Below are 17,157 nucleotides of genomic sequence, written 5' to 3' on the forward strand. Positions count from 1 at the left end.
TCGAACTGTAGTGGGGGATTTTAGATGGTACACTCGGTTTATTGCGGTGAATTTGCAGATATACAAATGATCGGTTACATCACCTCACCTGATGTTCATGAAGTAAATTACCAATTTGGCGCATATAGAGACCAGAAATATATACTAACCTCAGTCCTTGAGCAATCTTGAGATGCAGTGAGCTTTCTAGCCGCTGCTTCTTTTTTTGCCTGTCCGTTCCCCCGGTTCTTATATGATCAGGTTTGTGAATATTGAATAACGTCACAAGAATGACACAATATCTGTTCATTTTTTCCGGCAGAAAAACAGTTATACCTATTAGAGAGGAGGGGACGAGGTGGATGAAAGGGAATGGATTCGGCGGATTCAGGAAGGGGAAACCGAATATCTGACACGGCTGATTGAGCGGCACTACGCTGGCATCCAGAAGTATTGCTGCTGGCGGGTACGGAACGCGGAAGAGGCGAAGGATTTAACTCAAGAGACCTTTTACCGCTTCTGCCGCCATATTGAGCGCTATACTGACGCCGGAAAATGCCGTGCGTACTTATACACTATCGCCCGCCATCTATGCAACGATCATTTAAGGAAGGGGCAGCTGCTATCCCTGGAGGACGAGGGGGATGCTGCAGACTGGAGGGCTGCACAGCAAAGCAGCTCTATAGAAGAACAGGTGGAAAGAGAGCAGCTGGTGCATGAGCTGTTTGAGCTGCTGCCTGAGGCGCAGCGGGAACTGGTGTTTATGCGCTTTTGCCTGGATCTGACCTACCGTGACATTGCCCGCGTAACAGGAGTGAACATATGTATGGTGCAGTACCGGGTGAAGCGCGGGCTGGCTGTACTAAGAAGCCACTTGGAAAGGAGTGAACCCGTTGAACAAGAGATCAGAGCAGGCCATCGTCAACGCCCTAAAGAACTACCCCACGCCCCCCATTGAACGGCAGCATCTTGAAGATACTGCCAGAGGGGCGGTGGAGGTGCTGCGCCAGCGACAAGCCGGGCGGAGAACGTCGTTCGGAGAGTTCTATCTGGTCCAGCTTCGCTTCATCAGCTGGAAGGTGTGGGCCGTGCAATTATTGATTGTCCTGGGAATGGTGCTGTTACTGCGAAACGCCCTTCAGGAAATGGGAGAGAGTGTGCAAATCGTCATGATGGTCTCTATATCTGCGCCTCTGCTGGTAATGGCTGGAATCCGTACTCTGACCCGTTCGCTTAGCTGTCATATGCTGGATATAGAACTCAGCACCCGCCATCTCCTGGAGAAGCTGACGATGGTCCGCATGAGTCTGCTGGGGATGGCGGATTTGCTGGGTCTTACCCTGCTGGCTGCGATATTAAGTGTTTGGATACATAGTGATGTTGCAACCCTGCTAATCTATCTGCTGGTGCCATTTAATTTAACTTGCCTCGGCTGCCTGTGGCTGCTCAATCGGGTTCGCACCCCAAGCTGCGGATATTACTGCCTGACCTTCGCCGGCATGGTGGCTTTGGTACAGATGATCCTTGCCTTTACCCCCAACCTTTGGGTGTTTGAACCAGCGGCATTGGGAGTATGGCAGACGATGCTGCTGGTGACAACCGCAGGAATAGCCCTGCAGGTACGCGGTCTGCGCAAGACTTGCCGGAGTCTGGAGACCGCTTCCAGCCTGATGTGAAATTACCGCGGCGCAGGCCGCTTGGCTATAGGGAGCATTGAATAAGGAGGGATCATAACGTGTTGGAACTGACTATAAATGAGCTAAGCAAGCGCTTTGCCGCGAAACAGGCGGTGAACGGCATTTCGGCCCGGCTGACCAGCGGTGTGTATGGTTTGCTCGGAGCTAATGGAGCAGGTAAAACAACGCTGATGCGGATGATCTGCGGCATTCTCAGTCCGACCTCGGGGATGATCCAGATGAACGGTCAGGAGATTGGCCGCATGGGGGAACAATACCGCGATCTGCTGGGCTATATGCCTCAGGACTTCGGGTATTATCCCGATTTCAGCGCGGAAGAGTTTCTGTGGTACGTCGGATCGTTGAAAGGGCTGACCCTGAAGGCTTCGAAGGGAAAAGCCCGTGAACTGCTGCACATGGTAGCTCTGGAGGAGGCGGCCCGCAAGAAAATCCGCACCTTTTCCGGGGGGATGAAGCAAAGGCTCGGCATCGCCCAGGCACTGCTGAATGATCCCCGCCTGCTGGTGCTGGATGAGCCAACGGCGGGACTGGATCCCAAGGAGCGGGTACGCTTCCGCAACCTTATTGCCGATCTGGCCCGCGATAAGATCATCCTCCTGTCGACACATATTGTGTCCGATGTGGAATATATCGCCGATCAGATTTTGGTGATGAAACAGGGTGCGCTGCTAATGAGCGGGACGGTAGAACAGCTGACAGCTACGATGGAGGGCAATGTCTGGTTATGCCATGTTCCGGCGAGGGAAGCGGAGGCGTGGAATGAACGGTACTGTGTGAGCAATCTGCGGCATGAGCGGGACCGGGTTGAGCTGCGTATTGTCTCTAAGGTCCAACCCGCAGCTCATGCAGTTTCGGTTCCACCGACGCTTGAAGACTTGTTTCTATACCATTTTCAAGATGAATCGGCTGCAGCGGCTGGCGAAGTCAAATAGGAGGTGCAGTTTATGGATATTCTGACCCGGTTTGAGCTCAGAAAGATCATGAGACGGAAATCATTTTTTATAGGCATAACACTTGTAATCGTCGTGGCCTTATTAGGCGTATGGGCGCTCGTTTCGGGTGCGTACATAACGGACAAGGACGGCAATGATCTAAAAGGACTGGAAGCCATCCCGCTCCGAAAGGAATACAACCGCCAGCTTGCCGGACCGCTGACGATGGAGAAAATAGCGGCTGCAGTCAAGCATCATCAAAAAGTCATGCATGATCCGAAAAACCTTAACGAGAAGGGGGAACTCACAAACGAGGCTTATGTAACCTACAAAGAGCAGAGTTATCAGATCGATACGTTGATCCGGTTTGCTTTTTCCCATTCCCGTGAATACGATCATTATATTATCGACAGCATGACACCAAATACAGCAAAGATCTTCTATCAGGAACGTCTCGATAAGGTGAAAGAGTACATAGACAGGGATTATACTCCCGGCAATGCTTCTGCCAAAGAGACTGCTTTTTTTATGCGGATGAATAAGTCGATTCCGGTCCCCTTCCAAATGGACTATGTAACCGGCTGGGAGAATGTGTTCGAGAACCTGCAGTTTGTTTTATTGATCAGCGCGTTTGTGATTGCAATCTGGCTTGCTCCTGTCTTTGCCAGTGAATACCAGAGCGGGGCGGATGCGATAATCTTGTCCTCCCGTTATGGCCGTAATAAGGTGATTGCCGCCAAATTGAAAGCCGGCTTGATTGTCTCCCTTGGCTTGCTTGCTGTGGGATTAGGCACCTACACTCTCTTGATGCTTGGGATTTTTGGATTTGATGGGGGAAGCGCCAGCGTGCAGATGATCAAGCTTTTTGCCCCGGTTCCTTTCACGGTGTTTCAGACCTATTTGTGGGCAATTCTTATTGGCAGCCTGGCCTGTCTGATCGTGGGGGCGGTGACGCTCTGGCTGTCCAGCCGGATGAGCACCCCATTTCCCGTTATCATTGTGATTGTCATTTTGCTGATCGGCCCGCTGTTTTTTCCGGCTAGCAAGAGCAGCCGCTTGTATAATCATATGATGAACCTGCTCCCTGGCAAAATGGTTGACAGCATTACGAGAGTAACCGAATACGAGGTATATTCGGTGTTTGCACAGCAGATTCCCAGCTATAAGTTTGCTACAGGCTTTGCGGTCATCGTTATAGCCCTGCTCCTGCCCTTTACTTATCGCGCCTTCAAAAACCATCAGGTAATTTGATAGGAAAGACTCAAGAGGCAGCACTGAATTCCCAAGCGGAGGTTGTCAAAAAAGTACGGATTCGCAGATTGCTGATGCAGCAGTTTGCGGACCCGTTTTGTTTTTTTCGGAAGCACTGTAACTATTTCGGAGGCTTGGACGAATAAGTAGTAGAAGGCTGCGGGAGAGGAGGGGATTCGGACGAACGATATCCAGAGAGGAAACAGACAGCGCTCCATTATGGAGGATGAGGCTGCGGGTCACCCGAATGATGAAGCAGCCGTGCTGCTCCGGTTTCGGCAGGGAGAACGGGATGCCTTTGAATGGCTGGTCCGGCAATACCGGCAGCCTGCGGTAGGGTTTGCCTATCATCTGACCGGGGATTATCATACCGCCGAGGATTTGGCACAGGACTCTTTTGCCTATCTGTTGGTGTATCCGGAGAGATTCGATGCCCGCGCGTCTTTTAAAACCTATCTGTTCACGATCCTCCGCAACAAAAGCATAGATTCCTTGCGGAAGCGGCAGCGGCAGGGGAGCCTGCCGGTTGAAACAGGGATGCGCAGGCGTCCCGATTCCTCCTTTTCAGGGGATTACACAGGAGATAACCTGCCTGAAGGAAACCGCATGCCGCCTCCCGGTTTGGATGATCCCGAACGGATGGCGATTGTGCACGAGGAGGACCGGGAGTGGCAACGGCGGTTACTTACGCTCAAGCCGGATTACCGGATGGCCGTGTATCTCGTTGATGTAGGTGAGATGTCTTATACAGAAGCGGCAGCTATTATGGGCCGTACAACGGTGAGCTTCAAGGTGCTGCTGCACCGGGCCCGCAAGAAGCTGAGGCAGATTTACGAAAAGGAGGAGTGGGATTGTGAAGCCAGCCGAAGAGGAACAAGCGTTTCTAGAGGAAGTGTACCGGAAAGCCCGTCTGCTGGAGTATGACAAACGTGAGGCTGAGAAGGTGCAGAGAAACAGCCGGCAGCTCGACAGGCAAAGAAATACTAAGCTGACGGGTATTGTGCTTACAGCGGTTGCTGTTTTTGCAATGATCAAGTTAGAAGTCATTGATCAAGTGTTGCTCGTCTTGCTGTCACTCCTCCTGATCGGAATAGGACTGATGGTGGAGAACACGGAGTTTACCTGGGACCAGGAAAGCGATTAGCAATGGGGAGTCAAAAGCATGTGAGGGAGAGGACCAGAATGGAACTTGTAATTGAACAACTGACCAAAACATACGGGAGTAAGCAGGCTTTAAACGGTGTCAGCTTCAAAGTAGGCGAAGGGATACACGGCCTGCTTGGTCCTAACGGGGCAGGTAAAACAACGTTGATGCGGCTGCTTGCAACTTTACTTACACCCACGTCCGGCAAAGCAATGATCGGTGGAGTACCGTTGACGGACAAAGCGCAGATCCGCCAGCTGGTCGGTTATCTGCCGCAGGAATTTGCATTTTATCCAGGGATGTCGGTGCTTGAAGCGATGGATTATCTCGCACTTTTGTCCGGGGTGAAGGGGCATTCGGAGCGGAAGCGGAGAATCGACGATTTGCTGGAGCAGGTCAACCTGACGGAGCAGCGCCGGACCAAGGTGAAAGCACTGTCCGGCGGAATGAAGCGCCGGCTCGGCGTGGCCCAGGCTATGGTGCATGAACCGAAGCTGCTGATCGTCGATGAGCCGACGGCAGGGCTTGATCCGGAAGAGCGGATCCGCTTTCGCCGGCTCCTCAGCCGATTCTCTGAAGGGAGAATCGTCCTGCTGTCCACCCACGTTGTGGAGGATGTGGAATCCACCTGTGAGCAAATGACCGTGCTGCATAAGGGAAGTCTGCGCTATCACGGCAGAATCGGTGACCTGACGGGGGCTGCCGCCGGACGCGTCTGGACGGTGGAGCTTGACCGGGCGGAGTGGGAGCGGGACCGTGACCGCTTTCCCGTGTTGTCTGCTGTGCCGGAAGGCACAGGAATGCGCATCCGTGTTCTCGCCGATCAGCAGCCGTATCCGGGAGCGCAGCAGGCCATACCGTCTATTGAGGATGCCTATCTTTGCCTGATGCGCAAGGAGGAGTCGTTCGTATGATAGGGCTCATTGGTAAAGAGATTCGCATGATTCTGCGCAGTCTCGTCTTTTATGTATTTATACTAGTGGCCTGCTTCTTCTATTTCACCGAATATGCCGCAGAACAGACCTGGAGCGAGCTTCGGCCTCCCGTTATGACAGAGCCGCAAAATATGGGCAGCCCGGAACATCCTTATTACGGCTGGAAGCAGCCCGGGAACACCTCCGAACTTGCTACGCAAATGAGGAAAGAGATGGGCTGGGACCTGGACGCCGGTTCAACAACCAAGCTGAGAATCGGCTTTCCGCTCGAGAGCAAGCTGGATAAGCAAGAAAAAGCTGCCCTCACCGAGGCTGCATCCAAGCTGGACATCATTCTTAAAGCTTCGGATAAGTACACGATGGAAGACGTTTACAAGGTTTCTGATGGTTTGAACAAGCAACTTGGCGGGAGCAGTATGTACAAAAGAGGGATGGATGAATTCGGCTTTGGTATCGATAACTACGAGGAAGCGGTGAAAGCGCAGGAACAAGCGCTTGTACGCTACAACGAAGTTGTAGAGGCCGGAGAGCTGCTGCCCGGAGCCGCAAGGTATTTCTGCGATTACCTCGCACTCCCGGCTGGTATCTTTCCGGTATTCCTTTCGGCCTTTCTGCTGCTCCGTGACCGCTCCAGCCGAATGAGCGAGCTGATATACAGCCGCCGGGTTTCGTCATGGACCTACGTCGGTTCAAAGTTTATCGCGCTTGGGATCATGCTCTCCCTGATTTATCTTGTGCTTGCAGTTGCCGGCGGTTGGCAGACCGTAAATGCCCTGGAACTGAAGGGGCAGACGCCGGAGGCGATTTTCCTCTTCCTTGGATACACCGCTTGGTGGCTGCTGCCTACAGTCTGGGCTTCGATTGCCTTCGGAATGTTCGGCTCTATGCTGTTCCGCCGGGGGATTGTGCCGATCGCCCTGCAGATCGTCTGGTGGTTTATTTCTGTGCTGCCGCTTATGGGCTCCTATGGGCTGTACAAGTTGATCATCCGCTTTAACACGCCAAGGGACGCTGATTTATATAAAGGTTGGGTGGATGAGATCGCAATTAACCGCAGCTTTTACATTCTGCTTGCGGTGCTGCTTGCAGCCGGAACCGCGCTGCTCTGGGAAAGAAACCGCAGCCAGGCGGATTCCGGAAGGGTACGGGGGAACAAAACCTCTGCAAGAAAAGCTAAAACGGCCGCGGGGGATGCCTCATGACAGGTCAAACACTCCGCGTGCTTGGTTGGTATAACCTGAAGCTGACCGCCCATTATTCGTGGCTGATGTCCATCGCCCTGCTGTGCAGCGTGCATTTATTCATGGATCCTCAGCTCATGGAATGGGGAGATGTCGCCAAGCTGGGAGAACAATTGATCAGCTTCTTGGGCCTGATCGTGTACCCCCATCTGGCGATGCTGGAGGAAGGCGGAATCGGTGAGGTGCTCTACGCCAAGAAGGTGCGGCATCACCCTATCTTCCTGTTTCGCTGGCTGTCCACTACATTGTTTGTTTTCTTGATCATTGCTGTTTTTTTCACCAGCTTTCATCTGCGCGGAGCGGACTTTGACCTTTGGCCGATGATCGGCGGAGTTGCCATCACCGCAGTAGCGATCGGATCGGCAGGTATGACGGCCACTCTACTGCTCCGCAACATATCGGGCGGATACATTGTCGGCTTTGCCTGGTATCTGCTCGACTTTATGACAAAAGGCCGTCTGACCGGACATTTTTATCTGTTTGGGCTCGTGAAGGGCGGATGGGACCCTGACAAATGGCTGCTCGCCGGACTGTCATGCGCACTTGCCGTGTTCTGTGCCTTCCTGCTTCCGGCCCGGAGACTGGACTGAAGGCAGCCCAGGCGGGCAGAGTGGCTAGCGCGGCAATCTGTTTGAAATAGAACGAACTTAACTCTTCAGCATCTTCGCTTAACCGGCGAGACTCCCTCACAACCTGAGATTGATAAAGCGAAGCAGAAAGTCCAGCACGCTGCACCCGCAAGGACGTCGGGACCTGCACCGGAGCCGAAAAACTAAACAAACGGCATAACATATAACTGACCGCCTTAAAGTCATCGTAGTGACTGAGAGGCGGTTTTTTGCCGGGCAAAACTGCTGACATTACGTACGGATCTGCAAACTGCATCGAACAGGTTTCCCGCCTCCATGTTCATTCCTCTTGGGCAAAAAGGCCCTTTTTCGCATGTCTAATCTCCAGCAAATTGCCTCATTCGTTTCCATTGTCTCTATGATAGACTTCATATTAGAAGCTTATTGACCGAAAAAAAGATATACTTACATTTACATTTAATTTCTGTCCGCCACTTTCACAGAGGAGGCTCTATCATTGTCCGACAATCTTTTTAAATATCTGTATTTGCGGTCTTCTACAGGATTTGCAGTCGTGTCCATGAAGGATGGGACGATACAGCTGGCCAACCCTGCACTGTGCAGTATGTTCGGGTATACGGAAGCGGAGTTTATGAACCTTCGGTATTTGGATATTTCCTGTACGGAAGAGAAAGACACAGCAGATCATGAGCAGATTATAAACCTATTGCTGCAGAGCCCGGGTGCGGCTGTAGACAGCGAAAATCAATTTACACGCAAAAATGGTGAAGTCTTCTGGGTGGCACTGCATTTGTTTCTGACTTTTGATGAAGCTGGTGGTACCCCTTTATATATGATTGCGGAAATGAAGGATATTACGGACCGCAAGCTGGCAGAGAAGAAGATACTGGAGGAGCATTATCTCTATAATCTGATTTCGCAGAATACGCCCGATTTGATATCTCTCGCTGATCCTGAGGGTACGATCCATTATGTTTCGCCCTCCATTGAACGAGTGCTCGGATACTCCACCCATGAAATGATCGGTAAAAAAAGGCCGGATTACTATCATGAGGAAGACGCATTGGAGATGACCGAGCAGGGACTGCTCTATTCGGACAACGATGTGTTTACCCGCAGGGTGCGCCATAAAGACGGGCACTATCTTTGGATTGAAAGTTCTTTCCAGGTCATGCGCGACGATAAGGGTGGGGTTCAACAGGTCTTGACGGTTGCCCGGGATATAACGGTCCGGAAGAAATACGAGGACATGCTGGCGAATGCCCAGTTTCTGGCCCGGATGGGCTCATGGGAATGGGAGGCCTCCAGCCAGCAGTTGATTGCTTCCAAGGAAATGCGCTGTATCTTTGGCCATACTGATGATTGCAGCAATCATACCGTCTATGATCCGCTGCTCATCAAGGAATGTGTGGAGCCTGAAGATCTGCCCAAGGTTACGGAGGCGCTGCTTGATTCGGTGAAACACGGGACGAAAGGCGGAGCAGTCTTCGGAATTACGGCGGCCGACGGCACGAAGAAATTTATCGATGCCCATTGGGAAGTGGCTCAGGATGCATCAGGTAACATAAGGCAGATTAGCGGAGTGGTTCAGGACATTACAGCTCATCGGGAAATGGAGCAGCAGCTTCGGGAAAGCGAACAGAACTACCGGCTCATTTCGGAGAATTCCCAGGATTTCATTTCCCGCAATGCAACCGATGGGAAAGCAACCTATCTGTATGCCTCTCCGGTCTGTCTGCAGATGTTCGGATATACTCCTGAAGAGATGGTAGGCACCGAGGGAATGGAATATATTCATCCCGAGGATGCAGCCCGTGTCCAGGCCTATCTGCGCAGCAGCATCAAAGGGGAAAGGCTTGAGCCTGTCGTCTTCCGGTTTCTGTGTAAAGACGGCTCTTATATCTGGACAGAAACGACCCTGCGCCACATTGATACCGGTGCTGGAGGGGATACGGAGATTGTCGGCATCACCCGCGACATCTCGGAGCGGAAGCAATATGAGCTCAAGATGCTGGAGAGCGAAAACCGCTATAAGTCTTTGTTTGAATATAACCCTTCGGCTATCAGCGCGATGGATTTGCAGGGACGGATCCAATCGCTGAATGCCAGCCTGCAGCATTTGACGGGTTATTCCTGTGAAAGCCTGCTGTTGTCAAACTACTGCGATATCTTTGATCCGGAAGAGCTGGATTTTGTGGCAGAACGCTTTCTTGTTGCTGCAAGCGGTGTAGCTCAAACCTTCGAGAGCAGACTGCTTCACCGGGATGGGCATGTTGTCGAGGTCAGCATGATTTATGTGCCGATAATGGTAGACAGCCGGGTCGTGGGCGTATTTGCCATTACGAGCGATATTACGGAGCGCAAACGGCATCTGGAGCAGATTGAGAAGCTCAGCTATGAGCATGCGCTGATTCTGAATTCCGTTTCCGAAGGTATTTTTGGCATGAATCTTGAGGGTGCGACGGTATTTATCAATCCGGCGGCGTCCGCAAAGCTTGGCTACGAAGCCGGAGAGCTGGCGGGAGAGATCAAGTTGCCTACGATCGAGCAGACCTGGCTCGACGGAGAGCCGTATCCTGGAGGGCGGAAGCCCCTGCGGGAATGGCTGGAAGATCATCTCACCTATGATGAGAAAGAGGGCGTATTCTGGAGACAGGACGGTTCAAGCTTTCTCGTCAAATACCGGATGACCCCTCTGTTCGATAACGGTGTACGGAAGGGTGTTGTGGTTGTGTTCCGCGACATTACTGAAGAGAAGGCGATTGTACGGGCTAAGGAGTCTGCCGAGCAGGCAGACCGGGCCAAATCGGAATTTCTGGCCATTATGAGCCATGAGCTGCGCACGCCAATGAACGGGATTATCGGTATGGCTGATTTGCTTGAAGGTACCGAGCTTGACGAAGAACAGCAGTATTATACGCAGATTATTACCAAAAGCGGTGGGACGCTGCTGCATATTCTCAATGAGGTGCTCGATTTCAGTAAAATTGAAGCGGGCATGATGACGATTGAGCTGCAAGCTGTGGATCTCCGCCAGGTTGTATCGAACGTCACAGATATCTTTTATCCCCGTATCAAAGAGAAGGGGCTCTCGCTAAACTGCGAGCTGGATGACGCGCTGCCACCGCTGGTGTTAACGGATGAGGCCAGACTGCGCCAGATACTTGTAAATCTGGTCGGCAACGCGGTGAAATTCACCGAAGAAGGGGAAATCGGGATTCAAGTGAAGCTGGTGTCATCCAGAGATTCCGGCGAGTGTGTTCTTAAATTTACCGTGACGGATACTGGGATCGGTATTCCGCTGGACAGCCAAGGCCTGCTGTTCCAATCCTTCTCCCAACTGCATCCATCGATCAACCGCAAATATGGCGGAACAGGTCTGGGACTGGCCATCAGCAAAAAGCTTGTGGAGCTGCTGGGTGGAGCGATAGGCGTGGAGAGCCGTGAAGGTGAAGGCTCGGAGTTCTATTTCACCCTCCATGCCACTCTTCCAAGAGAAATGACCACTGCGGGCGGTGCTGCTGCGTTCCCGGCTACGGAACGGCGGGAGAACCGTAGCAAGTACAAAGGCTCCTCCAGCGGGGTGTACGGTCCGCTCTCGATTCTAGTTGCCGAAGATCATCCTGTGAACCTGAGATTGCTGCAGGCGTATCTTAAGAAGCGGGGATATGATTCCGATGTGGCGTCCAACGGGGAAATGGCGGTCGAGGCCGTGCTCACCGGGCAGTATGATCTGGTATTTATGGACATTCAGATGCCGCTCATGGATGGGATTGAAGCGACAGCCAAAATCCGCGAGGAGCTCGGATTGTCCCCGGTCATTATCGCCGCTACAGCTTTTGCCCGCAAAGAAGACAAGGAGATGTGCCTGAGGGCAGGCATGCAGGATTTCATCTCCAAGCCGATCCGGCCGGAGGAACTGGACAGGGTGCTGAGGGAATGGTCGGCTTATTCCCGCAGATAGGCTGAAGCAGCCATACGGGCGTCAGGAATGATTGGCCTCAATTGAGGTTATTCTGAAAGAATGAAGGTTGAACAGAAAGGAGGGAGGGCCGCAAGTGAGAGTGTTGTTGTATGTGCTGTTCGCGATCCTTTACCTGCTGACCACGTTCTTCGGCCTGGGTCCCGTACTGTTCGCTGACGGCTCTGCCAAGGAACGGATCCTTACGCTGATTGTCGTGTTGCTGGTTTATACGGCGATCACCGTATGGATGCGCAGTCTGCTGAAACAGCTGGGCAAGCATTGACAAAGTCTGCTGCGCTGACTATATTTAGATTATTCGTAATTTTTACGTATAAATATAGCCAGCGAGAGGGTAACGCGATTGCAAAAGATGAAACGCGGCGATTTTGTCATTATTGTATTGGTTTTACTTGTAGCCGGCTCCATCTACGGAGTCAAATGGATGAATAACCGGAATGAGCATTATGCACAAGGTGATTTGAAAGCCGTTATTACAGTGAACGGCAAAGAGTATAAGACTGTTTCTTTGACCAAAGAAGAGCAGATTATTGAGATGAAGACCAAATTCGGCCACAATATATTCAAAGTGTATGATTACGGAATTCAGATGACGTATTCTGATGCTCCGCTGCCGATTGCCCTGGAGATGGGCTTTATTTCCAGACCGAGGCAGCAGATTATTTGTATTCCGGCCCGGCTGATGGTTGAGGTCGTTAACCCCGATAGATCCATTGATGATGATGATGAGCTGGACGCAGTTATTTAGCTGCCGGTAAACTTTGAATCTGCTCCCATGCGGCCACCGAGTCGGCATTGGTGTACACGTAAGGAGTGGAGGGCTGGGGAATCGCTGTAATGCTGTCTGGAGCAATCTGCATGATTTCCTTGCCGCCGTATTTCACAACCTGAAGCTTGCCCCGAACCTCAATCCAGGTATCGGCGGGCAGGCTTATTTGTGTTTGCGGATCAAGCAGGATTCCGAAAGGTGTGGCATCGGCAGTACAGCATTGGACGAGAAAACGGCTTACCGCATACGAACTTTTGCCGGCTACCGCCGGTTCGCGGTACAGGAAACCTGAGACGGTGATCTCTTTACCTGCAAATTGGCCTTTATACAGGTCGATTGCTCCGAACGTTTCGGAGAAAATTTCCGGATAGACCGTAATGACATCCTGTGCGTGAAGGTTGGCCGCAAGCTCCGCGAATTCCGCCTGATAAGGATTGGCTGCGGCGAATGACTCTTTTTCCCGCGGTTCCACCGTGGTATAGGATAAGGCGATGCCTTTTTTGGCTGCGGCCGCGCTGCCCAGAGCACGGTCGGGAAGCAGGAAGCCGAGCAGCAGCGGAAGCAGGAACAATCCGTAAAGCGCGCTGCTTCTGAGCCCGGTGCGGGGCAAACGGTGCTCACAGTCGCACAGGACACTGCTTTTGCCGAACAAGGCCTGAATCCCCAGGCTGAGTGCCATGAGCGCAAGGGGGATGGGACAGAGCTTAATCCAGCGCGCCAGCTTCGGGGCGACATAATAATGCAGCGCGTCCTGCTGGACCAGATGCCCAATGTAGAGAGCAAAGAGAAGCAGAATAACCGCCCTGAGCAGATAGTGGAACCGGATGCTGCCGGAATCGTTCATCTTGGCCCTCCTGAAAGTTTTGTAAGAAATAGCATCATAACCCTAATGAAACCAGCACCGATCCGATAAAGACGGCGGAGAAGATAAGAAAAAATAAGTAAAGCGCGAACTTCGTCTTGAACAGCGAGAGCAGCATCAGCGAATTTTTGAAATCCAGCATCGGTCCAAGCACCATGAATGCCAGCAGTGATCCCGCCGGGAAGGTGTGCAGAAAGGTGGAAGCGACAAAGGCATCGGAGGTTGAACATAAGGAGAGGACAAAGGCCAGCCCCATCATGAACAGATAGGAACCCAGCGGCTTCTCCCCAATAGCGGCCAGACTGCCCTGATTCATAAAGCTCTGAATGCCGGAGGTCAGCAGGCAGCCGATAATCAAATATTTGCCCATTTCAAAAAACTCGTCCGATGTGTGCACGAAGACGGCAACCAGTTTGCCTCCGCGTGTGCCTTGTTCATGGCGTTCCCCGGTTTCACGCTGAATAGAAAGCCGCAGCGGCGACTTTTTCACCGTGATGTAAATGATAAGGCCGATCAGCGCGGCAACGGCAAACGCAAGACCCATACGGGCATAAGCGAGTCCGGGATGGGAGCGGAAGGCCGTCAGTGTCGCCCCATAAACGACGGGATTGACCACGGGTCCGGAGAGAATGAATACAACGGCAACATACAGCGGCATTCCCTTATGCATCAGGCGTCGGACCAGCGGGATCATGCCGCATTCGCATACGGGAAACAGGATGCCGAGCAGGCAGCCGAACAGGATCGCCGGAACCGGTCTCCGCGGAATCCAGCGTGAGATGATCTCGTCCGGAACGAATACGCGGAGCAGGGAAGACAGCAGCGCACCCAGCAGCACAAACGGCAGGGCTTCCAGCAGAATGCCGATAAAAGCTGTTTTGAACGTATCCACATAGGCATTGTCCAGCAGCTCCGGGTGCTCCGGCAGCCACACGATGCCCGCAATAATCAGGAAAACGGCGGGAATGAGCAGCGGCAGCATTTTAAACGGAGAAAAGGTTGTCAAGGCATCTTAGGCTCCTTCCCGGCATGCGGTATTAACCGAACAGTGCAGACCAGCGCTCCGTCAGCTGCTGTTCATCCAAATGCAACCCTATGAAGACGACATAAGGCAGTCCGGGATAACGCGACGGCTCCCAGCTTGCCCGGTTTCCGGCAAATTGCACCAGCTGGACTTCAGCCTGACCCCTCAGCCGTACATGTCCTTTGGCCCGCAGGAGGCTGCCGCCCCATTCGCGGAAGAAGCCCTCCAGCTGTTCCCTGTAGATTCCGCTATCTTCCGCTTGCGGGAATGTCAGTGTCACAGCAGCCACCTGCGAATATGAGGGTTCGGCTTCAAGCCTTGGTTCATGCACAGCGGTTGCACCATGGGGCTGACCGGCGTTCATCCGCTTAAGCACGGACCCGTTGATGCTGCGGGAGCTGCGCTGGGCAGCTGCAGTACGGGATGTCCGGGCAGTGATGCCGGCCAGCAGCGGAGCCACGTTGATTTCGCTGTAGTGGGTAAACACAATCTCGGATTCCGCATTATACTTGCGGACGGCCTTTTCAATTTTCCATAAGGTTTCCGGCTCTACAAGATCACTTTTATTGACGATAATCAGATCGGCACCGCTGATTTGCTTGCGCAGTGTCCGGACAAGCTGCTTGTCGGCAGAAAACCGGCTGTTGTACTCGAGCATGTTTTCGGCATCGAGAAGGGTGACCGTATAGTGCAGCGCCAGCCGCTCGCTGAACGAAGGCTCCAGCAGCGACTTTGCGATCTCTTCGGGATCGGCGACGCCGGTAAGCTCGATAAAGATCATATCCGGCCGCCGGGCGAGCAGTGCATTCAGGCTTCCCGGCAGTTCGTCCTTGCGGCTGCAGCAGACACAGCCGTCCAGCAGCTTTTCCACACTTGTCCCCGTATGCTCCTGCAGAATGTAGCCGTCAACATCGCGTTTGCCCAGCTCATTCATCACTACACCGGGATTCAGTCCCCGTGCCTTGCTCTCTTTCAGCAGAGTGAGCAGGAGGGTCGTCTTTCCGCTCCCCAGAAATCCGCTTAATATAATCACCGGTATCTTCATCGTCCACACTCCCGTTTGAATCTTGCAATTGCAAGAATCATATTTTCATATTTCCATATATACGTAATTTGATCTAAGGAAAGACCACATATTTGAGAGAGTAGAAATTTTCTGCATGCCCATGTTGACAGCAGGGGACTCAAACATGTAGAATGTGTAAATCGTAAACATTACGATTAAATAAAAGGAGATGAACGCTGTGAGAGTAATTGTGACTTTGGCCTGCACAGAAACCGGCGACCGCAACTATACCACTACCAAGAATAAGAAAACCCAGCCGGGACGGATCGAAATGAAGAAATATTGTCCGCGTCTGAAACGGGTTACGCTGCACCGGGAGACACGCTAAGTTATGCAGTCTGGGTTCTGAAGCCGCCTTGCGCTGCACATAACTTTTCATTTGTCATCCCTATCCCATCTAAAAGTCTAAGGAGTAAATCTATGAATAAAATTCCTGTTACCGTGCTCAGCGGATATCTGGGCTCCGGTAAAACTACATTGCTCAATCATATTCTGCACAACAGAGACGGCCTGAAGGTCGCTGTCATTGTCAATGACATGAGTGAGGTCAACGTCGATGCTAGTCTGGTAAAATCCGGCAACACTCTCTCCCGGACCGAGGAAAAGCTGGTGGAAATGTCCAATGGGTGCATCTGCTGTACACTCCGCGACGACCTGCTGCGTGAAGTGAGTAATCTGGCCGCGGAAGGCCGGTTTGATTATATCCTGATCGAATCCTCCGGGATCAGCGAGCCGGTTCCGGTCGCGCAGACCTTTACGTATGCCAATCCTGATCTGGATATTGACCTGACGGAGCTCGCAAGACTGGACACGATGGTCACCGTTGTGGATGCCAACCGGTTCTGGCATGATTTCGCTTCCGGAGACAGTCTGATCGACCGTAATATGACGGCAGGCGAAGGGGATTTCCGCGATATTGTAGATCTGCTTATTGATCAGATTGAGACCTGCGACGTATTGCTGCTCAATAAATGCGACCTCGTTGAAGAGCAGGAGCTGAACAAGCTTGAGGCTGTGCTGCGCAGACTTCAGCCGGGCGCCAAGATCATCCGTACGGTTAACGGTGTCGTTGACCCCAAGGAGATTCTCAATACGCACTTGTTTGATTTTGAGAAGACAAGTATGTCCTCCGGCTGGATTGCGGAACTGAATAAGGAGCAGCATACACCGGAGACCGAAGAATATGGCATTGGCTCCTTCGTCTACCGGCGCAGAACACCTTTCCACCCGCAGAGATTAAGCTTTTTCTTCAGCAATTGGCCGGAAGAAGTTGTGCGGGCTAAAGGGCTGGTCTGGCTGGCCGCGAAGGGCGATCTCGCCGCGAGCTTAAGCCAGGCCGGGCCTTCTATCCAATTTGGTCCGGCCGGTTACTGGCTGGCGACTCTGCCGAAGGAGCAGCAGCTTGAAGTGCTGGCGACCGAGCCTGACGTGAAGGCCAGATGGGACGAGCAGTGGGGCGACCGGATGAATGAGATTGTGTTCATCGGAGTGGCCATGGACCGTGCGGCGATTGAAGCCAGACTGGACCGCTGTCTGCTGACCGGAGAAGAATTGCAGCAGGACTGGAGCCAGTTCAATAATCCGCTTCCTTGGCCTGCTGAGGAGCTGCTGGCAGCCGCTCAGGAGTAGAGGCGGTAATCGAGCACAAGTAGAGAGCAGATCTCATAGAGGGTGCCTCCAGCCAG

At 52.5% G+C, this 17,157-nt stretch carries 17 protein-coding genes; 14 read left to right on the forward strand and 3 right to left on the reverse strand.

What is annotated here, in order from left to right:
* The first annotated feature begins 337 nt into the window (after positions 1-337).
* The 12 genes from MHI45_RS30880 (at position 338) to MHI45_RS30935 (ending at position 12,499) form a co-directional block, all read left to right on the forward strand.
* Complete coding sequence (locus tag MHI45_RS30880; protein WP_341118534.1) at positions 338-937, forward strand: RNA polymerase sigma factor; 600 nt, start codon at positions 338-340, stop codon at positions 935-937.
* A complete protein-coding gene (locus tag MHI45_RS30885; RefSeq protein WP_341118535.1) occupies positions 873-1,655 on the forward strand; it encodes a hypothetical protein in 783 nt (260 codons plus the stop codon). The genes MHI45_RS30880 and MHI45_RS30885 overlap by 65 nt, the downstream gene beginning before the upstream one ends.
* A 59-nt stretch (positions 1,656-1,714) precedes the next feature.
* Positions 1,715-2,608 (forward strand): ABC transporter ATP-binding protein, encoded by an 894-nt coding sequence (locus MHI45_RS30890; RefSeq protein WP_341118536.1) that lies wholly within the window; start codon positions 1,715-1,717, stop codon positions 2,606-2,608.
* Positions 2,609-2,620: 12 nt separating this feature from the next.
* Positions 2,621-3,859 carry a hypothetical protein gene (locus MHI45_RS30895; RefSeq protein ID WP_341118537.1) on the forward strand — a complete coding sequence of 413 codons (1,239 nt, stop codon included), beginning with the start codon at positions 2,621-2,623 and terminating at the stop codon, positions 3,857-3,859.
* 219 nt (positions 3,860-4,078) lie between these two features.
* Complete coding sequence (locus MHI45_RS30900) at positions 4,079-4,783, forward strand: RNA polymerase sigma factor (RefSeq protein WP_076112266.1); 705 nt, start codon at positions 4,079-4,081, stop codon at positions 4,781-4,783.
* Entirely contained in the window at positions 4,713-5,003 is a 291-nt protein-coding gene (locus MHI45_RS30905) for a hypothetical protein (RefSeq protein WP_144024377.1), read from the forward strand. The genes MHI45_RS30900 and MHI45_RS30905 overlap by 71 nt, the downstream gene beginning before the upstream one ends.
* A gap of 38 nt (positions 5,004-5,041) precedes the next feature.
* A complete protein-coding gene (locus MHI45_RS30910) occupies positions 5,042-5,917 on the forward strand; it encodes an ABC transporter ATP-binding protein (protein WP_076112268.1) in 876 nt (291 codons plus the stop codon).
* Positions 5,914-7,140: an ABC transporter permease gene (locus MHI45_RS30915; protein WP_076112269.1), complete on the forward strand. Its 1,227-nt coding sequence runs from the start codon at positions 5,914-5,916 to the stop codon at positions 7,138-7,140. Before MHI45_RS30910 ends, MHI45_RS30915 begins: the two co-directional genes overlap by 4 nt.
* Positions 7,137-7,769 (forward strand): hypothetical protein, encoded by a 633-nt coding sequence (locus tag MHI45_RS30920; protein ID WP_076112270.1) that lies wholly within the window; start codon positions 7,137-7,139, stop codon positions 7,767-7,769. Before MHI45_RS30915 ends, MHI45_RS30920 begins: the two co-directional genes overlap by 4 nt.
* Before the next feature lie 496 nt (positions 7,770-8,265).
* Positions 8,266-11,733: a PAS domain-containing hybrid sensor histidine kinase/response regulator gene (locus tag MHI45_RS30925; protein WP_076112271.1), complete on the forward strand. Its 3,468-nt coding sequence runs from the start codon at positions 8,266-8,268 to the stop codon at positions 11,731-11,733.
* Positions 11,734-11,827: 94 nt separating this feature from the next.
* Positions 11,828-12,016 carry a DUF6954 family protein gene (locus tag MHI45_RS30930; RefSeq protein WP_076112272.1) on the forward strand — a complete coding sequence of 63 codons (189 nt, stop codon included), beginning with the start codon at positions 11,828-11,830 and terminating at the stop codon, positions 12,014-12,016.
* Positions 12,017-12,103: 87 nt separating this feature from the next.
* Positions 12,104-12,499, forward strand: coding sequence for a NusG domain II-containing protein (locus MHI45_RS30935; RefSeq protein ID WP_076112306.1), 396 nt, complete (start codon positions 12,104-12,106; stop codon positions 12,497-12,499).
* Here the strand turns inward: MHI45_RS30935 and MHI45_RS30940 are convergent.
* Genes MHI45_RS30940 through MHI45_RS30950 form a run of 3 tightly spaced genes read right to left on the reverse strand, consistent with a single transcriptional unit; the run spans position 12,492 to position 15,451 of the window.
* A complete protein-coding gene (locus tag MHI45_RS30940) occupies positions 12,492-13,364 on the reverse strand; it encodes a TIGR03943 family putative permease subunit (RefSeq protein WP_076112273.1) in 873 nt (290 codons plus the stop codon). The genes MHI45_RS30935 and MHI45_RS30940 overlap by 8 nt on opposite strands.
* Positions 13,365-13,398: 34 nt before the next feature.
* Positions 13,399-14,364, reverse strand: coding sequence for a permease (locus MHI45_RS30945; protein ID WP_076112307.1), 966 nt, complete (start codon positions 14,362-14,364; stop codon positions 13,399-13,401).
* Positions 14,365-14,419: 55 nt separating this feature from the next.
* The gene (locus MHI45_RS30950; protein ID WP_076112274.1) at positions 14,420-15,451 is read right to left on the reverse strand and encodes a CobW family GTP-binding protein; all 1,032 of its coding nucleotides are present in this window, start codon (positions 15,449-15,451) and stop codon (positions 14,420-14,422) included.
* 199 nt (positions 15,452-15,650) lie between these two features.
* Here MHI45_RS30950 and rpmG point away from each other — a divergent pair, with 199 nt between their 5' ends.
* Together rpmG and MHI45_RS30960 are read left to right on the forward strand one after the other, a co-directional pair.
* Positions 15,651-15,800, forward strand: a complete 150-nt coding sequence (gene rpmG, locus MHI45_RS30955; RefSeq protein ID WP_038589539.1) for a 50S ribosomal protein L33 — start codon at positions 15,651-15,653, stop codon at positions 15,798-15,800.
* 92 nt (positions 15,801-15,892) lie between these two features.
* On the forward strand, positions 15,893-17,101 hold the full coding sequence (locus MHI45_RS30960; RefSeq protein WP_076112275.1) for a GTP-binding protein: 1,209 nt from the start codon (positions 15,893-15,895) through the stop codon (positions 17,099-17,101).
* The last annotated feature ends 56 nt before the right edge of the window (positions 17,102-17,157 follow it).

The sequence above is a fragment of the Paenibacillus sp. FSL H3-0321 genome (assembly GCF_038002865.1).
Taxonomy (GTDB): domain Bacteria; phylum Bacillota; class Bacilli; order Paenibacillales; family Paenibacillaceae; genus Paenibacillus_AQ.

Excerpts from the sequence above, each read along its gene's own strand:
- MHI45_RS30895 (WP_341118537.1), top strand. The coding sequence starts at position 2,621 with ATGGATATTCTGACCCGGTTTGAGCTCAGAAAGATCATGAGACGGAAA.
- MHI45_RS30900 (WP_076112266.1), top strand. The coding sequence starts at position 4,079 with ATGGAGGATGAGGCTGCGGGTCACCCGAATGATGAAGCAGCCGTGCTG.
- MHI45_RS30910 (WP_076112268.1), top strand. The coding sequence starts at position 5,042 with ATGGAACTTGTAATTGAACAACTGACCAAAACATACGGGAGTAAGCAG.
- MHI45_RS30915 (WP_076112269.1), top strand. The coding sequence starts at position 5,914 with ATGATAGGGCTCATTGGTAAAGAGATTCGCATGATTCTGCGCAGTCTC.
- MHI45_RS30920 (WP_076112270.1), top strand. The coding sequence starts at position 7,137 with ATGACAGGTCAAACACTCCGCGTGCTTGGTTGGTATAACCTGAAGCTG.
- MHI45_RS30935 (WP_076112306.1), top strand. The coding sequence starts at position 12,104 with ATGAAACGCGGCGATTTTGTCATTATTGTATTGGTTTTACTTGTAGCC.
- MHI45_RS30940 (WP_076112273.1), bottom strand. The coding sequence starts at position 13,364 with ATGAACGATTCCGGCAGCATCCGGTTCCACTATCTGCTCAGGGCGGTT.
- MHI45_RS30945 (WP_076112307.1), bottom strand. The coding sequence starts at position 14,364 with ATGCTGCCGCTGCTCATTCCCGCCGTTTTCCTGATTATTGCGGGCATC.
- MHI45_RS30950 (WP_076112274.1), bottom strand. The coding sequence starts at position 15,451 with ATGAAGATACCGGTGATTATATTAAGCGGATTTCTGGGGAGCGGAAAG.
- MHI45_RS30960 (WP_076112275.1), top strand. The coding sequence starts at position 15,893 with ATGAATAAAATTCCTGTTACCGTGCTCAGCGGATATCTGGGCTCCGGT.